Origin of the sequence: Streptomyces sp. NPDC126503 (assembly GCF_040302405.1) — a bacterium.
In the GTDB taxonomy this organism is placed as follows: Bacteria; Actinomycetota; Actinomycetes; order Streptomycetales; family Streptomycetaceae; genus Streptomyces; species Streptomyces gulbargensis.
Window position 1 is genome coordinate 1 of record NZ_JBEORS010000030.1, and the last position, 21,214, is coordinate 21,214.

Genomic DNA, 21,214 nt, shown 5'->3' on the forward strand with positions numbered 1-21,214 from the left:
GTGACTGGATGACAGCGTGTGCACTTCCGCTCTGTCTGCTCCGCAGACGCGACGCGACGACCCTACGGGTCGTCAACTTCGGCGCTGCGCGCCGAAGTTGGGAATTGCTTCGCAATTCCTGCGGGAACCTGCTCCGCAGTTTCCCTTTCGGGGAATCGCTCCGCGATCCCCCGCCTGAATTCGCTCCGCGAATTCAGGAAAGGCGGCTGGCTAGGGGGCAGGGGTGCCCCCGTATTCCTGACCCGTAGTCAGGAATACGGGGGTAATTGGTTATCGGATGAGGGGCATTCCGTCCGCGAAGGTCACGCCGGTGGTGCGGCGCACCGGAGTGGTGCGCGCAGCACGGGGGCGTCCATGGTCACCCGGCGCACCGGAGTGGGCTCCACCCGGTGGAGCCCACCGAGTTGCACGACGCTCCTGTGCCTGTCTAGCTCGACATCCCTGGTCAGCCGCAGGAGCGTCGATGGTGTCAGTCGCCCTGGCCGTACAGCCCGGCCAGCTCGGATCCGCCGGCCCAGTGGATGTTCGTGATCTTGTTGAGCGTCGTCGGGTCGCTCACGTACGGCTCGGCTCCGCTCTCGAAGAGCGCCCAGACGTGCTCGTTGCCGTCGGAGTTGCCGTACGCCAGGCCCTCCATCATCGAGGGGGCGCGCATGCAGAAAGCCGTCCCATCGGTGATGTCTGTCTCGTACGACGTGGGTCGCACCCAGACGTTGCTGCGGTTGTCGCGGCCGAACGACGTGGCGAAGATGTACTTGTCGCCCACGACCGCCATGCCCTGGGTCTTCGCCGGCACCCAGCGCTTCTTGCCGGTGTACGTCAGCGCACCGGTGCTGCTCGTCGAGTACTGCCACATGCTTTCGTGGCTCGTGTCGGAGAAGTCGCCGGTCCACAAGGTGGTGCCCTCGCCACCGCCGAGTCCGAGGAACGAACCCTTGCCGGCGATGTCCTGCGTACCCTTCGGCTGGATCACGTTGTTTGTGTTGGCGCCCGCCAGCTCCGCACGCACGGTGGCGGTCGACCAGTACTTCACGCTGCTCTCGCCGCTGACGTACACGTGACCGCCGGTCACGACTATGCCGCCCGCATGGGTCTTGGGGATGAGCATGTGACCAAGGCTCTCGCCCCGGCGTGGTCCGCTCAGGGCGATGCCCCAGATCGCGCTCGCGCCGCCAGCGCTCGGGTGGTACGCCGAGATCAGCAGGACGTCTTCGCTCGTCCCGTCCCAGTTGTTCCAGTACGCCAGACCCTGCGGAATGAACCCGCCGCTGTACAGACCCTGCGGCACGGCCACACTGTTGTGGAACGTGCTGTCGTACGTCTCGCCGGCGGACGGCCCGGGGTAGAAGTCCTGGGTCCCCGTCGTCGTACGACAGTTGGCATCCTCGGCCAATGCCGATGCCGATGTAGATACCGATGTCGAAACCGATGCCGATGTCGATGCCGATGCCGATGCCGACTGTGCGGGGGCGGTCATGACGGCACCACCAACCACTAGCGCGGTGATCGCGATGGACATCGTTATTCGGGTGGTCAGCATGTTGATTCCCCTTTGGGGTCGCGGGCATGGAGGTACTTGGGCGTGCTTGATCGCGCGTGCGGTGCGTTCCCGCAAGCTAGATCCAACCGTACATTCGTTCGCGTATTGTCTAGTGCGTTGGCCACGAACGTTGACCGAGTCTGGCGATGTATCCGTGCATGTTCGTGGTGTCGGGGTTAGACATGGCCGTCAGGGCTCTCGGCGTGATGGTTGTTTTTCTTCACACCAAACTCAACTGCCGCCGGGGGCCTACCAGTTACGCCCTGTTCAGCACGATTACCGGCGCGCGGCGAAGCGTCCGTCGGGGGCGTTTATGCAGCCAGCCACGGTTAGCGAGCTTCGTCATCTTCCCGCGCAGCGGCTCCAGCTTGCCCCGCACTCCCGTGTCCAGCCCAGCACCTCGCCGATCTCGGAGCGTCCTGACGGGTGAGTCCAGGGGCGCGGAGCGGCAGAGGGGATGGCGCACCCCGCCGTTCCCCCTCCCCCCGGACGGCCCGGCCGAGCGGTCCGGCGCGAAGCGGTAGGGTGCGGCCCGTACGGACGGCGCCGGCCCCCACGGGCGTGAGAGTGCGGAGCGCTCGCCACGGGCGGTGGGACGACGGGCCCCGGCCCCGGGAAAGACCCTGCGGCGCGCCAGCGGCCCGCAGGCGCTCCCCCACCCTTTTCCCCCACGGGCGGCGTCCCGGCCCGTCTGGATCCCTGGAGTGCCCCGGCGGGCCCCCAGGGGGCAGGGGCGTCTCGGGCCGTAGACGGCCCGGGACGCGCCCCCGATGGGCCCGCCGGGCAGGTGGCAACGAAGTTGGACACCTTGATGAGTGGATCAACAGACGCGAAGATGCACGGATGGTCCAAGCCAAGGGAGACGCAGTGAGTCTGGGAACGGTGGCGATAACCGGGGCGGCGGGCACCATCGGTTGTGTGGCGCGGGAGGCGCTGCGAGGCGAGGTGGACCGGTTGATCCTCCTCGACCGTGTGCCGCTGGGCCGGGAGGCCGAGAACGAGGACGTTCACACCGTGGATCTGCGGGACGCCGCCGCTGTGGAGTCGGCCCTGGCGGGGGCCGACCGGGTGCTGCACTTGGGTGGCGTGCCCGACGAAGCGCCTCTCCCCGATCTCCTCGAAGTCAACGTACTCGGCACGCACCACGTCCTGGAGGCTGCCCGGCGCACAGGTATCGAGCGGGTGGTGCTGGCCAGCAGCAATCGTGTGACCGGTTTCTACCCGACTGAGCATCTGACCGGTCCGCAGGATCCGGTACGCCCTGACGGCCTCTACGGGGTGAGCAAAGCCGCCGTCGAGGCGCTCGGGCAGCTGTATGCCGACAAGTTCGCTCTGTCCGTCGTCTGTCTGCGTATCGGCAGCTTCGAGCACCTGCCCACCGAGCCCCGGCGCCTGGCGACCTGGCTGAGCCCGCGCGACGCCATCGGCTTCATCCGGGCCGCCCTCGCCGCACCGGCCTCCACCCGCTTCGTCACCACGTACGCCGTCTCCAACAACGCCCGCCGCTTCTGGGCACTTCCCGACCCGCGAGAACTGGCCTACACACCGGTCGACGATGCCCAGCTCCATGCAGCTGACATCCCCATGCTGGACCACCCGGCCGACCCCGGCGCGCCCCAGGCCGGCTCCTATGCCCTGCCTGAGTTCACCCTCAAGCACCTTCGACCTTGACCCCGGGATGCGGGGCGGCAGTCACCGACATCGCAGAGGCCACGTCTACAGTGCTGTCACCCGTGCTCCGGTTGCCACTTCGGCTTCGGAGCTTCCCCCTTCCCTGATTTTGCACGACGCACCCAACGGGACTGATTTTTCCCCCACAGCCGTCGCCCGGGCGACGAGACGACACCATCTCGGATGCAAGTTACACGCGTAATGCTAGCCTCCTCCCCCAACCACAAAGGGGGGTACCAAGTGAAGAAGCTACTGAGTTTCGCGTCTGTACTGGCGCTCATGACCGGAATCGCCATTACCTCGACGACGCCCACCTACGCCGCTACAGACAGGAGCGGAGAGGAACGGCTCAGCATCCCGACCAGCAGTGCGTGCAGGGCAGGCCGCACCGTCATGCAGGGCATGGTCGCGGGGCCGGGCGGCCAGCTCTACATCATTTTCACCAAGGCGGCCGGGGAGGAGCCGGTCCTCTCCAGGTGGTTGCGCGACGGCTCAACCTGGGACGGGTCCAGCTGGACCTGCGCCGGTGCGCCGACCTCCATACCCGCGCTCGGCCACGGTAACGATCTCGCCTATCATCCGAACTACCAAGGTCAGGGCCCTGCCTTGATTGCGACCCAGGGAAGTCAATCAGCCTTCCCGAGCGACGATGTGACGATCGTCCGCCTGGATTCGTCGGGAGCCGTGGGGGCAAGCGAGGTTGTCCATCTGCCCATCGGCAACATCAGTGGCCTCTGCTACAGCCCGACGGCGGCCGGAGGGGCCGGCAAATTCGCCGCCCGCCGTGCGGGCAACCTGTGGACCCATCCCGGCGCCGGTTCGCTGACGAGCGGATGGACGCTGGTGAAGAGCAACCTGACAAGTCACGACAATCGTTCTGACCAGGGCATGGACTGCTCCGAGAACTACATCTGGAACACCAAGTCCATCAACAGCTCGACGCCCGAGACCGGCTGGAACTGGGTGTACCAGTACAACTGGTCCGGGGGTGACGTGGAGAGCGATATCGGGATTCCGGGGAGAAACCTGATCGACGAGATCGAAGATATCACCCACATTGGGAGCGACTTCTTCATCGGCGTCAACCGAAACAATGGGGCGGACGACTCCGTGAAGGTCTTCATCCCGTGAGGTCCTTCTCCCCGCGCAGCTGAGAAGGCAGCACCGACCAGCGATCTGCACATCCGCTCGCGTGGTGGCGCTTGGCGCGGAGCCAAGCTCTCCTCTCGGGAGGTTGGCACGTGAACGCCGGGGGGCGGATGTGTCAGCCCCCCGGCGTCACGGCTGCTCGGAAGCGCCTACCGGGCGGCGTACCCGAAGGCCACGCCGTTGGCCGGCAGGCCGCCCGAGCCGGGCCTGTACGTGGTCACGGGAGCGACTGTGCCGCCCTGGGTCACGTTGGACATCGGCAGCGCGTACAGCGCACCGGCGGCATTGGGCCCGAAGGGCATCCCCACGTACAGCTTGGTCGCGGTGAAGTGGATGTTCTTGCCGAGCTCCTGGTTGGCGCCGGGCGTGCCGGGGATCCCGTCGCCGTCGCCCGCCTCGATCCAGCGGTCGTTCAGACCCGCCGAGCCGGCCATGGAGAACGTGTGGACCGCGCCCGCCTTGGTCGCGGTGCCGAGGGTCTCGCCGGGCGTACCGACCGCGAGGCGCATGGAGGCCACGGTGCTCACCGCGGTCGGGGCGGTGTTGACGGCGGTCAGCTTCTCGCCCATGCGGTCACCGGTCTCGGAGGTGCCGGAGACCTCGTCGTCCGCCGTGCCCTGCTTGAGTTCGCGCAGATAGCTCCATGAACCGTCGGTCTTGATCCGGATCTGCACCACACGGCCCGCGTTGAGCCGGTTCTCGGTGCCTACGACCACGCCTTCACCGGGTGAACCGATGGCGAGGATCGACTCGGTGGGGGCGGGGGATCCCATGGGCCGGTACGGGGCGATGGCCACCGCGAATCCGAACTGGTCGCCCGCCTCTGCGTCACCGGAGATGGCCGCGCTGTCCTGGTCGAGCCCGGCCAATGGAGCCGGTCGGCCTTCGGCGTCGAACGCGTTGGCGTCGAAGATGGTGACACTGCCCGCCTTCACCTTGGCGCCGAGGGCCTCGTTGGGGGAGCTGATCGCGATGTAGTTGGCGTCAGCGGTCACGGAGAAGCCGAAATTGTCGTCCTTCTCGGGGTCACCGGGGACGCCGGGCTTGTCCTGGTGGATCGTCAGGCTCGTGTTGCCGTGCACGTAGAAGGCGGTGCCCGCCTTGGTGAGCGTGCTGATGGCCTCGCCGGGCGAGCCGATCAGCAGGTACGGCCGGCCAGCGTCGTTGACCGCGGCGGCGATTGACTGCCCCATCCGGTCGTCCGCCTCGGGGGCCGAGGCGGCGATCGCTCCGGTACCCGCGCCCTGCTCGAGGTGCGTGGCCTTGGTCGTGCCGGTGCCCAGGCCGCCGGGGGCGCCGTAGAGGAGGTCGACCATGCCGGCGTTGGGGGTGGTGCCGATGTCCTCGCTCGGGGTGCCGACCACCAGGTCGGTGAAGCCGTCCTTGTTGTAGTCGATGGTGGCGAGGGTCTCGCCGAAGTAGTCGTCCGTCTCGGAGCCGCCGGGCACCCAGTCCAGGTCCTGGCTGATCTCCGCGGTGCCCTTGCCGCCGCCGTACACGATGCGGACCAGGCCGGCCTTGGTGTCCGTGCCGACGGTGGCCTGGGTGTCGGAGATCGCGATGTCCTCGGCACCGTCACCGTTGAAGTCGGTCATGCCGGCGGGCTTGGGGGTGGTACCGCCGCCGCCGAGCGCCGCGGCGAGGTCGATGCGGGGGGTGGTGGCATCCGTGTAGACGATGCCCCGGCCGCTGCTCTTCAGCAGGGCCGCGAGGTCCGCGGTGCTCTTGGCGGGGTAGGCCTGCCTGAGCACGGCGAGAGCGCCGGCCACGTGCGGGGCCGCCATCGAAGTACCGTTCCTGGGGGCGTAGTTGCCGCCGGGCACCGAGGAGACGATGCTCGTGCCGGGGGCGAACAGGTCGAGCAGGGGGCCCCGGTTGGTGAAGGCGGACAGCTCGTCGTCATCGGTGGTGGAGCCGACCGTGACGGCGGAGGAGATGCAGCCGGGGACGCTGACGGCGTTGGTGTAGCCGTTGTTGCCGGCCGCGACCACGGTGGCGACACCGAAGCTGAGCAGGTTGTCGATCGCCAGCTTGCGCGGGTCGCTGTCGCAGGCGGAGGTGTAGTAGCCGCCGCCGAGGCTGAGGTTCGCCGCGATGATCGGGATCCCGGCCTGCTTGATCTCGAGCACCTTTTCGAGGGCTGCCAATTGGGCGCTGGGGAAACTGCCCACGCAGGGCACTTCGCCGGCACAGGAATCGGCGGTGTTGAACTGGGAGAACACTTGGATGGCGACGATGTCGGCGCCGGGGGCGACACCGTTCTTCGGGGCACCGGCGGCGCCCGTACCCTTGCCCGCGGCGATACCGGCCACATGGGTGCCGTGGTCGCAGGCGGTCAGGGTCGCGCACGGTCCGGAGTCGGAGTCGGCGGAGCCGGTGCCCTCCTGCTGCGCGGCGCCGTTGGGGCAGAGGCTGGTGGCGGCCAGGTCGGGATCGATCGGCGAGAAGCACGCTTCGGCCTTGATCCGGCCCTTCAGGAACGGATGCTGGGTGGCGACACCGGTGTCCAGGACGGCGATGGTACTTCCCGTACCGGTCTTGCCCGCCTGGACGGCGGCGTCACCGCCGATGAGCGGGACGCTCTCGTCCAGGGTCGCCATCTCGGGCTTGTCCTCGGTGACGCTGACCACGCCCGGCTGGGTGGCGAGCTGGTCCAGGCCTGCTCTGTCCACCCTGAGGGTGACCACCGGCAGGGCCGCGAAGCTCTGCTTCGTCTCCCCCGCGGTGGCCGCTTCGGGAATGTCCGTACGGCTCTTGGTGAGCACGTTGACCCGGACGGTGTGGCCGCCGGCGGTCCTGTCGTACAGCGGCGGGTCGATGACCTCGCCCGTGGCCGCGGCGGTGGTGCTCGTCGGTGCGGCGGCCTGGGCCGGTATCGAACCCAGGGTCGTGGTCATCGCGACGGCGACGACCGTGGCCCAGATCGTTTTTTTCATGCTGCCTCGGGGTGCAGGGGGCCTGACGCGGCCCGTGGAGAGGGCATGCCGGATCGGACGGCGGGCATGCCTGGTCCGTGGAAGGGGGTGAAGAGGCCGGGTGCGAAGGGGCCGGGCGGCGACATCGCGCCACCCGGCCCGTTTCTTCCCGAAGGACGTGCTCTGTCAGGAGGTCGTACTGGGGGACCTCAGAAGTCCGCGTCCGGGATCAGGTCGCCTTCGCACCGTTCTTGGCCCGGCCGAAGACCGTCACCGCGCCGTAGTACGTGCTGGCGAGGGAGCGGCAGGGGCCCTTGATCAGGTAGCCGGAGCAGGTCTTGCTGTAGAGCGTGTCGTAGAAGACGGCGTCGACGGCGAGGCCCTTGTTGCGCGACAGGTAGTACCGGTAACCCTTGTACGTGTTGCCGATCAGGCCGTAGCCGTAGTCGTGCATGTCGCAGGCGGGAACGAAGTTGTAGCCGAGCGGCTTGTCGAGCGCTGCGGTGCAGTGGTCGTGATTGATGCCCCGCACCTTGTAGCCGGTCTTGGTCGTCTTCCACTTGGGCGAACGCCAGCCGTAGTGCGCCACCTTTGAGGTGCAGCCGCTCTTCCAGTAGTACATCCAGTGCCGCGCCCAGCTGCACTTCGCCGGGTACGACGTCGGGTCGGTGATCTCACCGCCGGGGAAGTCGGTGGCGGGCGGCGGGTCGGTGACGCCGGCGTTGTCGTCCGGGGCATCGCCCTCGACCGGCACGCCCGGGGTCGGGATGGCCTCACCGTCGACGACGGCGGTCGGGGCCGCGGAGTCGGCCGTGAAGCTCAGGTCCCAGCTGCCGCTGCTCGGCGAGCTGATGTCGGCGAGGCGGTTGGTGGCGTCGTAGGCGTAGGTGGCCTGCGGCTCGGCGGTCTCGCTCGGGTTGGTCACCGTGCGCAGCAGACCGGCGGAGTCGTAGGCGTACCGGGCGAGGGTCTGCGTGGTGGCGCCCTCGGTGACGCTGATCTGCTTGACGCGGCCCGCGAAGTCGCCGAAGGAGGTGCCGGCGGCCGTGGTCGAGTCCGCGTAGGTGACCGAGGTGGACGTCGCGAGCCTCTCGCCGGCGGCGGGGGCCGAGATCTTGGACACCCGGCCCTTGGCGTCGTACTGGACCCCGGTGGCGTAGGTGTTGTTGCCGACGCTGATGACACGCCACTTGTCGGTGCCGGTGGCGGCCTGCTGCCACTTGTAGGTGGGCTTGAGGTCCGCGGCCGGGATGGGGTTGCCGGCCGCGTCGGTGAAGACGTCGTCGCCCGCCACGGCGGTGGAGAGGTCGATGCCGAGCACCTCGACGATGGACGTCACCACGGTCCCGGTGGCGTCGTTCCACTTGGAGGTCGCCGTTATCTGGGACCCGTCGGCGCTCGCGTACCTCTTGACGCTTCCGCCGTCGGGGTAGTCGATGCTCGACTGCAGCACGTACGTGACCTTCTCGTCGACGCCGAGGTCGGTCACTACGACCTTGTCGCCCTGCTGTTCAAGCTTCCGGTTGAGCTGGCCGCCGACGAACTCGGCTTCCCAGCTGGGCCCGAAGACGCCCATCTCGGGGCGGGTGGCGGGCGCGGACTCGGGCCGGGCTAAGCCGCCGTCGGGCTGCGCGGCGACGGTGTGGCGGCGGCCTATGAGGGCCGCGGCCACGTCGTTCTCGGCGATCTGGAAGGTCTTGTCCGCGGTCGAGTACTGACCGGGGCCGATGGTGGAGAGCGTGCCCTCGGCCGTCGGTTGTTCCGGGACTTCCGCCGTGGTGGCGTTCGACTGCTGGGTGGTCGTCGCTGCCACGGAGTGCTGCGGCAGGAGCAGCGCCAGGGACAGCGCGGTGATGGCTGGAAGCGCGATTCTGCGCACCAGTTCCCCCCTAGTTTGTTCTCGGCTGGTGGTCGTTGCGGACGCTAGACGCGTCTTGATCACCTCCACAAGGAGGTTCTGTTGCCGGGAGTAACGCCGTTCGCTTGCACCCGTGAAGATCCCGCGACCCCGCGTGTTCGAATGCGACTGAGTACGCGTACTCATGTGGCCCACGGGCTACCGCCGGAGACTGTGCGCATGACCGAAATTCCGGCGCGGACCGCCTCATGACCCACCCGCCCGTCGTCATTGGGGAGGCCCCGGGCGCGGCCGTGTCGCTGCGGCGGCGGGTCGGGAGGTGGAGTCGAACGCACGCGACTGGTGTGCGAGCGCCGCTCAGCAGGAAAGTGTCACCGGGGGTACGGGAGCCAGCGGAGACCACCTCGGAAGTATTCGTTCTCTATCGCAAAGTTCGAGTCTCGCGATATGGCATCTCGTGACCCAAGTCACACGCTCGGCCCTTACGCCCCGGTTATGGATCGACACTCTTCGGCGCGTCCAAAACGGAGCAAATGACTGTAAAGCTCTTCTTATTCAAAGAGCTTGAAGGTGTGTCGAAGGTGGTCACCCTTGCGCAGCCGCCGTAGGGACGATTGCTGCGGTTAGTTGCATACGTAACCCCTTTTCCGCTTAAGTCGCCGCCGCACCGGATCGTCGTACGGGAGAACGGACGCCGCCGGAACGGGGGGAGCGGCCAGCGGCCAAAAGAACTCGCTCGCGGGGACGCACCGCCACCGTGGCAGCTCTCATGATCTGGCTCCGAACATGATCGCCGACAACGTGCTCCGCGCTGGCCCTGCCGTTGAGGACGTCCAGGACTGCCACGTCACCTGAGGCACCACCGGTCATCCGGCCCGGAGTCGTGGCTGCAGACCTCAAGGCGATGCCCCGCGGCTGCGGGTGGTGCGGCGTCATGGCCAGGGGATCTCGGTGGAGGCCAGATAGCTCAGTCCTCGGTCCTGCCAGAGTCGCGCGTGCCGGGCGACTCTGGCACGGTGGGCCTCCCACTCGGGCGCGCGACCGCTCCACGCGGCTTCGGCGACGGACGTCAGACGCGGTAGCAGCAGGACGGTCAAGTCGTCCAGCCCCTCGATCGACTCCCCGAACAGCGTCGCCTCGATTCCGGCGATCCGCGCGTCGGGGACCCCGTGGGAAGTCGGGTCCCACGCGGCGGTGGGCCGGACCCCGCGTGGCCGGTAGGTGGCGAATCCCAGCCGGGACACGCTCTCCGCCTGCTCGGCCGGTATCACGTCGGGCGGGTAAGGACGGTCCAGGTACAGGTGGGACTGCGGGGACAGCAGAACGCGTCCGCCACCGTCCAGAACGCGCGCCAGGTCCTCGTCGGCCGGGGCGAAGAACTGCCTGAGAGCGCGGATGAGGTCGAGGGTGTGGCCGGCCGCGAGCAGGTCGGGGCGGCCCGCGAGTTCCTCCTCCGTGTCGGGCAGATCCATCATCGGCACGTCCACCCAGTACTGGACGATGTCCTCCGCCCCGATTCCGGCGCGTGAGGATTCCTGCCAGGCCAGTGGGCGCTTGCCTGCCGCCCGTACGCAGGCGCGCAGTTCGCGCACGGCGAGGACGAAACTGTCCGCGGTCATGCCGACGGCCTCGTCGCCGCCGATGTGCACGAAAGGACCGTCGGTCAGCCGGCACACCTCGGTGAGGACGGAGGTCACGACGGCCTTGGTGGCGGGGTCGGCAAGGTCGAGCGGGGGGACGAAGGGGAATCGGCCGGCCAGTCCCTCCGGCGCGGGCGCCGCCGGCAGATCCGGCAGGGCCGCGCGCAGGGCTGCGCAGTGGCCGGGCAGGTCGATCTCGGGCACGACGGTGACGAAGCGGTCGGCCGCATAGTCCTGGAGGGCGCGGTAGTCCTCGACGGTGTAGTACTCCCCCAGCGAGCCCGGTGAGCCGTCGGCCCGGTCCGAGGTCAGCTCGGGAACGGAGGGCAGCTGGAGGCGCCAGCCTTCGTTGTCCGTCAGATGCAGGTGTAGCACGTTGAGCTTGTACAGCGCCGCCAGGTCGATGACACGGCGCAGTTCGCCGGGTGTGAGGTAACCGCGCGCCGGGTCGACCATCAGGCCACGCCAGGCGTGGCGCGGCGCGTCACTCAGTTCCTGGCAGGGCGTGCGGTCGGTGGAGGCGGCAAGGAGCTGGATCGCCGTGGTGGCGGCGCGGAACACGCCCTCGGGGGTGGCCGCCCGGCAGGTGATCCCGCGTCGGGTGACCGTCAGGCGGTGGGACTCGTCGACCGGTTCGGCGGTGCCGCGCGGTGAGACGCCGACGGGCGCGCGGTCCGGGGCCGGCGACTCGGCGTCGAGGGCGAGTACGAGGACGGCGGGTCCGGTGCCGGGACCGCCGTGGTCCGGTGTGCCGTCGTCCGCGGACGGTGGCAGCAGGCGGTCGCCCAGATGAGGTTCGAGCAGTGCGCGCACGGTCCTGGCGACCGTGGTGAGCCGATGGTCCGTGGTGGCGATGCGCCAGGGGCCGGCGAGGTGCAGCTCCCCGCCGGTGGCCGGTGATGTCCGTACCGCCGGGCACGGGATGACGACGTCCATTTCTCCTCCACCGGGCTGGTACGGGTTCTCGCGCCACTGGATCCATGCGGCCGGCCTTCGGTGAGCGCGCACCAGCCCCGGAAGCCGAACGCCCTCGTCAGGTGGGCGTGGGGTCCGGGGCGGCGGGCCGCGGTGGAGGGCGCCTGCGCTGCCGCGCCTTCCTGGGGGGTGGATCCGCCTGTACGCTAACACGAAAACCGATCAATGAACGCTTTTGACGGAGTCGCGTCCGGCCCCGCGCCGCCCCGGTTCCGCAGCGGAAGGAGCCCCCGTATGACACCCCCGACCGGGCCCGGTCTCGTGCTGCCGCACGGCTTCCTCATGGGAGCCTCCACCTCCGCCCACCAGGTCGAGGGGAACAACGTCTCCAGCGACTGGTGGGCCCTCGAGAACCGGCCGGACAGCTTCGTCACCGAGCCCAGCGGCGACGCGGCCGACAGCTTCCACCGCTGGCCGGAGGACATGGACCTGCTGAGCGGCCTCGGCTTCAACGCCTACCGGTTCGGCATCGAGTGGGCGCGGATCGAACCCGAGCGGGGGCGCATCTCCCGGGCCGCCGTCGAGCACTACCGCGCCATGGTGCGCGGAGCCCTGGAGCGCGGGCTGACTCCGGTGGTCACACTGCACCACTTCACCTCACCGCTGTGGTTCAGCGCGCTCGGTGGCTGGACCTCGCCCGAGTCGGCGGACCTCTTCGCGGCCTACGCGAAGGTGGCCGCGGACATTCTCGATGCGGGCGTCCGCCACGTGGTGACGATCAACGAACCGAACATGATCGCGCTGATGCACACCGTGCTGCGCGGTGCCGCCCGCAGGAGCGACCGCGGTACCGGCCCGGCGGGGGGCGTGGGCGACACGGGCGCCGCCGCGCCAAACCCCGGCGGCCTGGAACCGGACGCCGAGGTCACCCGGGCGCTGGTCCGGGCGCACCGTGCCGCCTTCGACGTCCTCAAGGCGGCCGACCCGGCGCTGCGGATCGGCTGGACCGTCGCCAACCAGGTCTACCAAGCCGAACCGGGAGCCGAGGAGGTCGCCGCCGCGTACGCCGGCCCTCGCGAGGACGTGTTCCTGGAGGCCGCTCGCGAGGACGACTGGATCGGCGTGCAGGCCTACACCCGGCACCGGATCGGGCCGGGCGGCCCGCTGCCCGTGCCGCCGGGCGCCGCGACCACGCTGACCGGCTGGGAGGTCTACCCCGAGGCTCTGGGCGAGGCGGTGCGGCACACGGCCGCCGTGGTCGGCCCGCACGTCCCCATCCTGGTCACCGAGAACGGCATCGCCACGGACGACGACGACCTGCGCATCGCCTACACCACGGGCGCCCTGACGAGCATGGCCGCGGCCATGCGCGACGGCGTCGACGTGCGCGGCTATCTGCACTGGAGCGCCTTGGACAACTACGAGTGGGGCTCCTACCGGCCGACGTTCGGGCTGATCGCGGTCGATCCGCACTCCTTCGCGCGCCGGCCCAAGGGGTCGGCCCGCTGGCTGGGTTCGCTGGCCCGTTCCGGGCGCCTCCCCGACACCCCCGGCTGCCCCGCCGCCGCGTCCTCCGACGTCACCCCTGCGGGTTAGGCTGGCAGGCATGGCGAAACGGGGCCCGTACGAGAAGGGCGAGGCGAAGCGCACGGAGATCCTGCACGCGGCTCTGGACATCTTCGCGGCCGAGGGATACCGGGGCACCTCGCTGCGGAAGGTCGCCGCCCGGTGCAATCTCAGCCTGCCCGGCCTGATGCACTACTTCGACTCCAAGGAGGACCTGCTCACCCAGGTGCTGCGGATGCGCGACGAGACCGCGCGGCAGCGGCAGGACGAGCGCACCAGCCCGGAGAGCTACCGGGAGATCATCCGGGAGGGGGCGAAGACTCCCGGGTTGGTGGAGCTGTTCGTGTCCATGGCGGCGGCCGCCAGTGACCCCGGCCACCCGGCGCACGCGCACTTCTCCGAGCGCTACCCGGTGCTGCGCGAACGGGTCGCCGACTACGTGCGCACCCGCATGGAGGAGGGGCGAATGACCACCGTGGTCCCTCCCGAGCGGCTCGCTGTCCTGCTGCTGGCGGTGGCCGACGGCATTCAGCTGCAGTGGCTGATCGACCGCTCGACGGACATGGAGCAGCCGATCGACGACATCATGCGGCTCCTCGATCCGGGCCGGGACACCTGAGCGGAGGGTCGGCCAGGGGGCGGCGCCTCCGGGTCCCGCCCCCTTTTCCACGTGCCGCCCTCGCTCCGTACGACGAGTGGCGCCGGCCCGGGTATCAGCCCCGTACGGGGCCGTCCGCCGCCTCCCGAACGGCCGTCGTCCACTCCGTCCAGCGCGGGTCGGGGCCCGCCGACGGCTCCCAGGACATGGCCGTGCAGACGTAGCCGACCGCGAGGCCGCTCTCAGGGTGCGCCATGCCCAGGCGGCCGCCCGCTCCCGCGTGCCCGAAGGACCCCTCGCCCAGCAGCGGTTCGCCGGGGCGGGGCAGTTCGAAGCCGAGGCCGAAGCGGGACCGGTCGGGGCCGTCGAACCGGTCCAGGGGCTCGGGTGGCCGCAGGTGATCCGTGTGCGGGGTGCGCGCCCTGTCGACGGTGGAACGGGACAGCAGCCGTACGCCGTCGACCTCGTCGATGAGCGCCGCGTACAACCGGGAGAGGGAGCGGGCATTGCCGATCCCGCCCGCTGCGGGGAACTCCCGTGCCCGTCCCCGGCGGGTCCCGAACGCCTCCGTCACGGCGGCCAGTTCGGAGGCGGCGGCCCTCAGTACGGACGTCAGACGGTCGTCCGGGGGGAGGCCGAGGGCATCGACCGCCCGCGCGACGTCCGCGGCCGTGGGCCCCGGCCTGGTGGCGAACTGCGGGACGAAGCGGTGTTCCTCCCGCCGGGGCAGCCCCAGCCACAGGTCCAGCCTCAGCGGCCCGGCCACCTCCCGGGCGAAGAACGCCCCGATGCTGGTCCCCGTCACCCGGCGGACGACCTCACCGACCAGGTGGCCGTGGGTGAGGGCGTGGTAGAGGTAGGCCGTACCGGGCTCCCACACCGGCCGCATCGCCGCGAGGGCGCGGACGCGCGCGTCCCGGTCGAGCAGGGCGGGCACCGCGACACCAGCCGGCTCGTCGGTGAAGGCGGGCAGCCCCGCGCGGTGGGAGAGCAGATCGGCCACCGTCGTCCCTGCCTTGCCCGCCGCCGCGAACTCCGGCCAGTAACGGGGGACGGGCGCGTCGAGGTCCAGCAGACCGCGCTCGGCCAGCAGATGGGCGCAGACGGCGACCATGCCCTTCGACACGGACATCAGCACTCCGATGGCCTCGGGTCCGAACGGCCGCGCCGTCGCCGCCGTGCCGGAAGACCACAGATCGACGACCTGCCGGCCACGGTGGTGGACGGTCAGCTGCGCGGCGCCGGGATCGTCCGCCTGCCCGCGGGCGAAGGCCTCGCGTACGCCCTCCCAGCCGGGCCGTACGGTGCCCCTCACCGCGGCGAGCCGAGTCATCCGGCTGTTCCTCGCGGCGGTTCGGCGGCGGCGAGCGCGGCCAGTTCCGCCACGCCCTCGGGGGACACTGGGCTCTGCGGGAACTCGGAGATCACGTCGAGCGGCATCCCGGCGAGGAAGCGCCGCAACACCGGGTCGTCCATGGCGCTCGACTCGGCCCTCTGCCCCTTGGCCCGGGCGAACCTGTCCCTGAGCAGGGGACCGCCCACGGGATGCCGCAGCCACTCGGCGAGCGTGTTGCGGCCGCTCAGGCGCAGGCGCGACGGGTCGCCGGTGACGGTCACCTCGGCGGAGAGCCGGATGTCACGCGACGAGGCACCCGCTTCGACGCGGTATGCGCCGCCCTCGACCCGCCAGCCGCCCTCCCGTTCGCTGTAGTGGGCCAGGTCGGCGCGTGCCAGCTCCACCGCCGCCTCCCGGCTCTCGCCGGGGGCGAGGAACACCGAGGTGAAGGCGCGCAGTTCCCTGGGCGGCCGGGCGACCTCGGAACCGGCCGGGCCGGCGGTGTAGAACTGGACCACTTCGCGCCCGGGGCGGTGCCCGGTGTTGGTGACGGTCACCGTGACGGTGAACGCCTCACCGTCCTCGCGCGGCTCCACGCGCAGCCGGGAGTAGGCGAAGCTGGTGTACGACAGCCCGTGGCCGAACGGGAAGGCGACCTCGCAGCCGCGGGCGTCGTAGCCGCGGTATCCGACGAACACCCCCTCGCCGTACCGCACTCGGCCTTCCTCGCCGGGGAAGGACAGGTGGCTGGGGGCGTCCTCCAGCCGCAGCGGGATGGTCTCGGCCAGCTTCCCGGACGGGTTGACCGCGCCGAACAGCACGCGGGCGAGGGCCCCGCCGCCCGCCTGGCCGAGCAGCCAGCCCTCGATCAGGGCGGGTACCTCCGTGTGCCAAGGGGCGGTCCTCACCACCCCGCCGTTGGACAGCACCACGCACACCCGTGGGTTGACGGCCAGGATCCGCTCGAGCAGTCGCACCTGGCCGGCCGGCAGGTCGATGTGGTCGCGGTCGAAGCCCTCCGACTCGTCCTGTGCGGCCAGACCGAGGAAGAGCACCACGGTGTCGCTGGTGGCGGCAAGTCGTACGGCTTCCTCCGCCAGGTCCTGTTCGGTGTCCCCGCCGGTCACGCCCGCGAGCGGGTAGCCCGGGGCGAAGTCCACACGAGCACCCTCCGCAAGCCGCAGCAGGCCGTCCAGGGGCGTGTCGAGCCGGGTCGGCGTCACCTGTGAGCTGCCGGCGCCCTGGTAGCGCGGCGTGCGGGCCAGTTCGCCGATGACCGCCACCGTGCCGGAGGCGGGGTCGAGGGGCAGCAGCCCCGTGTCGTTCTTCAGGAGCACGACGCACCGGTCCGCGGCTTCTCCGGCCAGGCGGTGGTGTTCCCCGGCACGCGTGTCGCCGCCGGTGTGCACGGCCTGCGTGGCGCGCCGGGCGAAGCGGACGAGCCGCTCGACCGCGGTGTCCAGCACCGTCTCGTCGAGGTCGCCGGCGGACACCGCGGCGACGACCTCCCGGTCGCCGCGCCCGCCCGTGCCCGGCATCTGGAGGTCGAGTCCGGCACGCAGTGCGGCGACCCGGTCGCGCACCGCCCCCCAGTCGGACATGACGACGCCGTCGAAGCCCCACTGGGAGCGCAGGATGTCCGTGAGCAACCGGGTGTTCTCCGACATGGGGACACCGTTGACGCCGTTGTAGGCGGCCATGACGGACCAGGGGCGGTCACGGCGGACGATGCGTTCGAAGGCACGCAGGTAGATCTCCCGCAGCGGGCGCTCGTCGACGTCGGCGCTGATCCGCATGCGGTCGGTCTCCTGGTTGTTGGCCGCGTAGTGCTTGAGCGCCGCTCCGACACCCGCCTCCTGGAGCCCGCGCACCATGGCGCCGCCCATCTGGGCCGTGAGCCACGGATCTTCGGAGAAGTACTCGAAGTTGCGCCCGCACAGCGGTGACCGCTTGATGTTGATGCCGGGTCCGAGCACCACGTGTACGCCGTGGGCGGCGGCCTCGGCGGCGATGACACCGGCGACGCGGCGGACCAGGTCCGGGTCCCAGCTGCTGCCCAACGCCACCGCGGGCGGGAAGCAGGTGGCCGGTGCGGTGCTGTGCAGGTCGAGTTGGCCGCCGTCGCCGCTCTCCTTGGGCAGGCGCAGGCCGTGCGGGCCGTCGGACATGGTGACGGCGGGCAGGCCGGCGGAGGCGACGGCCTGCGTGACGAAGTCGCCCGCGCCGCTGGTGAGCGACGCCTTCTCGGCGAGGGTGAGCGGTGGCGCCGGGGCGGTGGCGGGCGTCGACGGGGTCTGCTGGGTCATGCGGCGCACCTATCGGGGTCGTGAGCAAGGGGGGAGCCGCCCCGTCGCCCGAAACCCGGACGGGGGCCGTCCGCTGACGGGGGGTGAGGGCGTCCCCGTCCGGAGGGAGCGGAGGGCCGTGTCGGCGACCGAGCTACACAAAAAACGTAAAGTGATCGGTTTTCACTGTCAAGACCTCACCTACCCGCCGGTAAAGGCGCGGAGACGCAGACCTGTTCACCTCCGCGCAACGTATTGACGGCCAGAAACCGATCATCGTACGGTTTTCGTGCTCGAGCCGCGTCGCTCCGGAACACCGTCCGCCGTTCTGCGACCGCGCCTGCCTTCCGCTCACCGACGAGACGAGGAACGGTCATGCGTCCCACCAGTCAGCCCTCCAGCCCACCCCCGGGAACACGGGCGGCACGCGCCGCGGTCACCTCGGCGGCGGCCCTCGCCGTACTCGCCGTCACGACCACGGCCGCTTCGGCGGGCCCGACGGCCGAAACGGCCGACGCGGTGCGCTACGTCGCGCTCGGCGACTCCTTCAGCTCCGGACCCGGCGTGCCCGAGCAGACCGACGCGCTCTGCGGGCGCTCGTCCGCCAACTACCCGACCCTGGTCGCCCGCGCCCTCGGCGCGACGTCGTTCACCGACGTCACCTGCGCGGGCGCCACCACCAGCCACCTGACGGGCCCGCAGGAGACCGTCCCGCCCCAGCTCGACGCCCTGCGACCCGACACGACTCTGGTCACCCTCGGCATCGGCGGCAACGACCTCGATCTGCCCGGCGTCATCACCCGATGCGTCCTCCTCGGGTATGTGGCGCCCTACGGCTCGCCGTGCAAGCAGAGCTACACCCTGTTCGGCACCGACGAGATCGGCTCCCGCATCAACGCCACGGCACCGCGGATCGAGGCCGTACTGAAAGAGATCCACGCCCGCTCTCCGCAGGCACGGGTGCTCCTGGTCGGGTACCCGGTGCTCTTTCCCGACGACGGCACCGCCTGCCGGGAGACGGTGGCGCTCGCCCAGGGGGACTTCCCCTGGCTCCGGGACAAGGAGAAGCACCTCAACACCATGCTCGCCCAGCGGGCCGCCGCCCACGGCGCCAGGTACGTCGACGCCTACGGGCCGTCGATCGGGCACGACGTGTGCAAGCCGGCGGGCGTGCGCTGGATCGAACCCGAGGACACCGCGGAGGCGGTCGGATTCCACCCCAACGCGGCCGGGCACCGCGGTACGGCCGATGCGATCCTCGCCTCCCTCACGCGCTGAGGCCGCCCCCTCGCGCGCCGCCTTCCGGATCGAGTCCGAGCCGAAGCAGGAAGTCACACACCAGGACCTCCATGTCCACCGCCTCCGGCTCCAGCAGCCACTGCGTCTGCAATCCGTCCATCAGTGCCAGCAACTGCCGGGCGGCGACCGCCGGATCCACGTCGACGGGCGGATCGGCCTCGGCCCGGAGGGCTTCGACGAGCACGGCCACCTCCTCCCGGAGGATGCGGTAGCGCTCCCTGAAGTAGTGGTGCGCGGGATGCCCGGGGTCGGTCGCCTCGGCGGAGAGCTTCGTGTAGAGCGCGACCAGGCCGGGCGTCCCGCTGTTGCGGGCGACCAGCTCCACCAGCATGCGCAGCCGTACGCCCGGGCCCGGCTCGGGGGTGCCCGGGTGGGTGATGCCGGGGAAGACGGCGTGCGCGTCGGCCCGGTCGCGGCGGTCCAGCACTTCGATGAGCAAGGACTCCTTGCCCGGGAAATGGTGCAGCACTCCGGCGTGGGTCAGACCCGCGTGCGCGGCGATGTCCCGCAACGACACGGCGTTGAAGCCGGAGCGGGAGAACAGCTCGGTCGCGGAGTCGAGGATGCGGGTCCGCGTCCGCTCGCCCTTCGGCAGGCGGCGCGGGGTGCCCTCGGGTCGTGCGCTCAAGTCGGCGGTCTCCTGCCGTCGTCGGGCCGTGCGCCCCGCCTCGCGGGCGCGGCCGGCACCGGTGGATCGCGAAGCAGCACCTTACGGCCCCTTCCGGAACGCGCCGGCCCGCGGGCGCAGCCGCACGTCATCTGCCAGTCAACTACGAGCCCGTGAGGAACCTACCAAGTGGTTGGTTCCGCGGGTAAGCTCACCGCCAATCTCGCCCGGGACGTCCTCCCCGGCCCTCCAGACGGAGCCGCCTCATGACCACAACCACCCGAACCGGGGCCGTCGCCGCCTGTGTGGCGGCGTCCCTCGCCCTGGCGGGATGCGCCGACTCCGGCACCGAGAGCGCGGGCTCGTCGCAGCTGAACATCGCGACCATGACGTTCCCGCAGAGCCTCGACCCCGCCCAGGCGGTCGGCAGCTCCCTGCCGTTCTTCCAGGCCGCCTATGACACGCTCGTCAAGCGGGAGCCGGACGGCCGTTTCAGCCCCATGCTCGCCACCTCGTGGAAGTACAACGCCGACCGCACCCAGCTCTCCCTCACCCTGCGCAAGGGCGTGAAGTTCGCCGACGGCACCGCCTTCGACGGTGCCGCGGTCAAGGCGAACATGGAGCGCTTCAAGAAGGGCGGCGGCGCCGACGCCAAGTGGCTGAAGGACCTGGAGTCGGTCAAGGTCGCCGACGCCACGCACGTGACGCTCGACCTCGAGCGGCCCAATCCCGCCATGCTCTTCTACCTGAGCGACGCGGCCGGCCTGATGGCGAACCCGAAGAAGTTCGGCCAGGCCGACAGCCTGAAGACGGCTCCCGACGGCACCGGCCCGTACCGCCTCGACAAGGCGAAGACCACGATCGGCACCAAGTGGGTCTTCCGGCGCAACGCCGACTACTGGGGCGAGCGGCTGCCCTACGAGAACATCACCATCATCTTCTTCGACAACGAGACGGCGATCGTCAACGGCCTGAAGACGGGTCAGGTGAACGCGGCCCTCCTCCAGGCCGCCGACCAGCAGGTCAGCATCGAGTCGGACCCGAGGATGAAGACGACCAAGCAGGAGTTCGACTTCCAGGGGCTGCTGCTCTTCGACCGCGACGGGAAGCTGACCACGGCGCTGAAGGACCCGCGCGTCCGCCAGGCGATGAACCACGCGATCGACCGCGAGACCATGCTCAGTGCCATCCGCCAGCGCCGCGGCCAGATCACCTCTCAGGTCTTCGGCCCCGACACCCAGGGGTACGACAGGTCACTGGACACGTACTACTCCCACGACCCGGCCAAGGCCAAGGCGCTGCTGCGGCAGGCGGGCTACGCCAAGGGGTTCACCCTGAAGCTCCCCCGGATCTCCGCCATCGTCAACGACGCTCTCGCCGCCTCGCTCGCCACCGACTTCAAGGCCATCGGCGTCAACCTGGTCTGGGACGACCTCGACGGCGCCTCGGCGGTGCAGAAGGTGTTCACGGACCGCGCCTACTCCGGGATGGTCATGAACATAGGCCAGTCCTCGTCTGACTGGGTCGTGGTCAACGAACTGGTCACACCCGGCGCCTTCAACATGTTCGGCACCAGTGACGCGACCGTGCGCGAGCTGATCCCCCGCATCCAGACCGGCACGGCCGAGCAGGCTAAACAGTCGGTGCGGGCACTCAACGAGCATCTGGTGAAGCAGGGGTGGTTCGTGCCCTTCTACCGGATGACCTACCTGCACGTCTCCGACGGCAGCGTGAAGATCAGCCCGCAGTCCGGCATGGCCGTCCCCTCGATCTACAACTACTCCCCCGCCAAGTGAGGCCACGTCGGGGGCGGTCCGCCGCGGGCACGCACACCC

Annotated in this window: 13 protein-coding genes; 6 read left to right on the forward strand and 7 right to left on the reverse strand. The window is 70.2% G+C overall.

The window, feature by feature from the left end; translation table 11 throughout:
* Nucleotides 1–469: 469 nt before the first annotated feature.
* The gene (locus ABTY40_RS27770) at nucleotides 470–1,393 is read right to left on the reverse strand and encodes a hypothetical protein (protein WP_352062006.1); all 924 of its coding nucleotides are present in this window, start codon (nucleotides 1,391–1,393) and stop codon (nucleotides 470–472) included.
* Nucleotides 1,394–2,407: 1,014 nt separating this feature from the next.
* On the opposite strand from ABTY40_RS27770, the gene ABTY40_RS27775 reads away from it, so the two are divergent.
* Nucleotides 2,408–3,211 (forward strand): NAD-dependent epimerase/dehydratase family protein, encoded by an 804-nt coding sequence (locus ABTY40_RS27775; protein WP_352062007.1) that lies wholly within the window; start codon nucleotides 2,408–2,410, stop codon nucleotides 3,209–3,211.
* A gap of 240 nt (nucleotides 3,212–3,451) precedes the next feature.
* A complete protein-coding gene (locus ABTY40_RS27780) occupies nucleotides 3,452–4,342 on the forward strand; it encodes a hypothetical protein (protein WP_352062008.1) in 891 nt (296 codons plus the stop codon).
* Nucleotides 4,343–4,509: 167 nt separating this feature from the next.
* Here ABTY40_RS27780 and ABTY40_RS27785 read toward each other — a convergent pair whose 3' ends face one another.
* The 3 genes from ABTY40_RS27785 to ABTY40_RS27795 form a co-directional block, all read right to left on the reverse strand.
* A complete protein-coding gene (locus ABTY40_RS27785) occupies nucleotides 4,510–7,296 on the reverse strand; it encodes a S8 family peptidase (RefSeq protein ID WP_352062009.1) in 2,787 nt (928 codons plus the stop codon).
* Between the two features lie 208 nt (nucleotides 7,297–7,504).
* Nucleotides 7,505–9,154 (reverse strand): phospholipase A2, encoded by a 1,650-nt coding sequence (locus ABTY40_RS27790; RefSeq protein WP_352062010.1) that lies wholly within the window; start codon nucleotides 9,152–9,154, stop codon nucleotides 7,505–7,507.
* Nucleotides 9,155–10,065: 911 nt separating this feature from the next.
* Nucleotides 10,066–11,709, reverse strand: coding sequence for a family 20 glycosylhydrolase (locus ABTY40_RS27795; protein WP_352062011.1), 1,644 nt, complete (start codon nucleotides 11,707–11,709; stop codon nucleotides 10,066–10,068).
* Nucleotides 11,710–11,982: 273 nt separating this feature from the next.
* Here ABTY40_RS27795 and ABTY40_RS27800 point away from each other — a divergent pair, with 273 nt between their 5' ends.
* Entirely contained in the window at nucleotides 11,983–13,284 is a 1,302-nt protein-coding gene (locus ABTY40_RS27800) for a glycoside hydrolase family 1 protein (RefSeq protein WP_352062012.1), read from the forward strand.
* A 10-nt stretch (nucleotides 13,285–13,294) separates the two neighbouring features.
* Nucleotides 13,295–13,873, forward strand: a complete 579-nt coding sequence (locus ABTY40_RS27805) for a TetR/AcrR family transcriptional regulator (protein ID WP_352062013.1) — start codon at nucleotides 13,295–13,297, stop codon at nucleotides 13,871–13,873.
* 94 nt (nucleotides 13,874–13,967) lie between these two features.
* Here the strand turns inward: ABTY40_RS27805 and ABTY40_RS27810 are convergent, their stop codons facing one another.
* Nucleotides 13,968–15,185 (reverse strand): serine hydrolase domain-containing protein, encoded by a 1,218-nt coding sequence (locus tag ABTY40_RS27810; protein WP_352062014.1) that lies wholly within the window; start codon nucleotides 15,183–15,185, stop codon nucleotides 13,968–13,970.
* Nucleotides 15,182–17,494 (reverse strand): glycoside hydrolase family 3 C-terminal domain-containing protein, encoded by a 2,313-nt coding sequence (locus ABTY40_RS27815; protein ID WP_352062015.1) that lies wholly within the window; start codon nucleotides 17,492–17,494, stop codon nucleotides 15,182–15,184. The genes ABTY40_RS27810 and ABTY40_RS27815 overlap by 4 nt, the downstream gene beginning before the upstream one ends.
* Before the next feature lie 354 nt (nucleotides 17,495–17,848).
* Between ABTY40_RS27815 and ABTY40_RS27820 the strand changes: the two genes are divergently transcribed.
* Nucleotides 17,849–18,751, forward strand: coding sequence for an SGNH/GDSL hydrolase family protein (locus tag ABTY40_RS27820; protein ID WP_352062016.1), 903 nt, complete (start codon nucleotides 17,849–17,851; stop codon nucleotides 18,749–18,751).
* On the opposite strand, the gene ABTY40_RS27825 is transcribed toward ABTY40_RS27820, so the two are convergent.
* Nucleotides 18,741–19,400, reverse strand: a complete 660-nt coding sequence (locus ABTY40_RS27825; RefSeq protein WP_352062017.1) for a TetR/AcrR family transcriptional regulator — start codon at nucleotides 19,398–19,400, stop codon at nucleotides 18,741–18,743. The genes ABTY40_RS27820 and ABTY40_RS27825 overlap by 11 nt on opposite strands.
* A gap of 245 nt (nucleotides 19,401–19,645) precedes the next feature.
* Here ABTY40_RS27825 and ABTY40_RS27830 point away from each other — a divergent pair, with 245 nt between their 5' ends.
* Complete coding sequence (locus tag ABTY40_RS27830) at nucleotides 19,646–21,175, forward strand: ABC transporter substrate-binding protein (RefSeq protein ID WP_352062018.1); 1,530 nt, start codon at nucleotides 19,646–19,648, stop codon at nucleotides 21,173–21,175.
* The last annotated feature ends 39 nt before the right edge of the window (nucleotides 21,176–21,214 follow it).

Excerpts from the sequence above, each read along its gene's own strand:
- ABTY40_RS27785 (WP_352062009.1), bottom strand. The coding sequence starts at position 7,296 with ATGAAAAAAACGATCTGGGCCACGGTCGTCGCCGTCGCGATGACCACG.
- ABTY40_RS27795 (WP_352062011.1), bottom strand. The coding sequence starts at position 11,709 with ATGGACGTCGTCATCCCGTGCCCGGCGGTACGGACATCACCGGCCACC.
- ABTY40_RS27800 (WP_352062012.1), top strand. The coding sequence starts at position 11,983 with ATGACACCCCCGACCGGGCCCGGTCTCGTGCTGCCGCACGGCTTCCTC.
- ABTY40_RS27805 (WP_352062013.1), top strand. The coding sequence starts at position 13,295 with ATGGCGAAACGGGGCCCGTACGAGAAGGGCGAGGCGAAGCGCACGGAG.
- ABTY40_RS27810 (WP_352062014.1), bottom strand. The coding sequence starts at position 15,185 with ATGACTCGGCTCGCCGCGGTGAGGGGCACCGTACGGCCCGGCTGGGAG.
- ABTY40_RS27815 (WP_352062015.1), bottom strand. The coding sequence starts at position 17,494 with ATGACCCAGCAGACCCCGTCGACGCCCGCCACCGCCCCGGCGCCACCG.
- ABTY40_RS27820 (WP_352062016.1), top strand. The coding sequence starts at position 17,849 with ATGCGTCCCACCAGTCAGCCCTCCAGCCCACCCCCGGGAACACGGGCG.
- ABTY40_RS27830 (WP_352062018.1), top strand. The coding sequence starts at position 19,646 with ATGACCACAACCACCCGAACCGGGGCCGTCGCCGCCTGTGTGGCGGCG.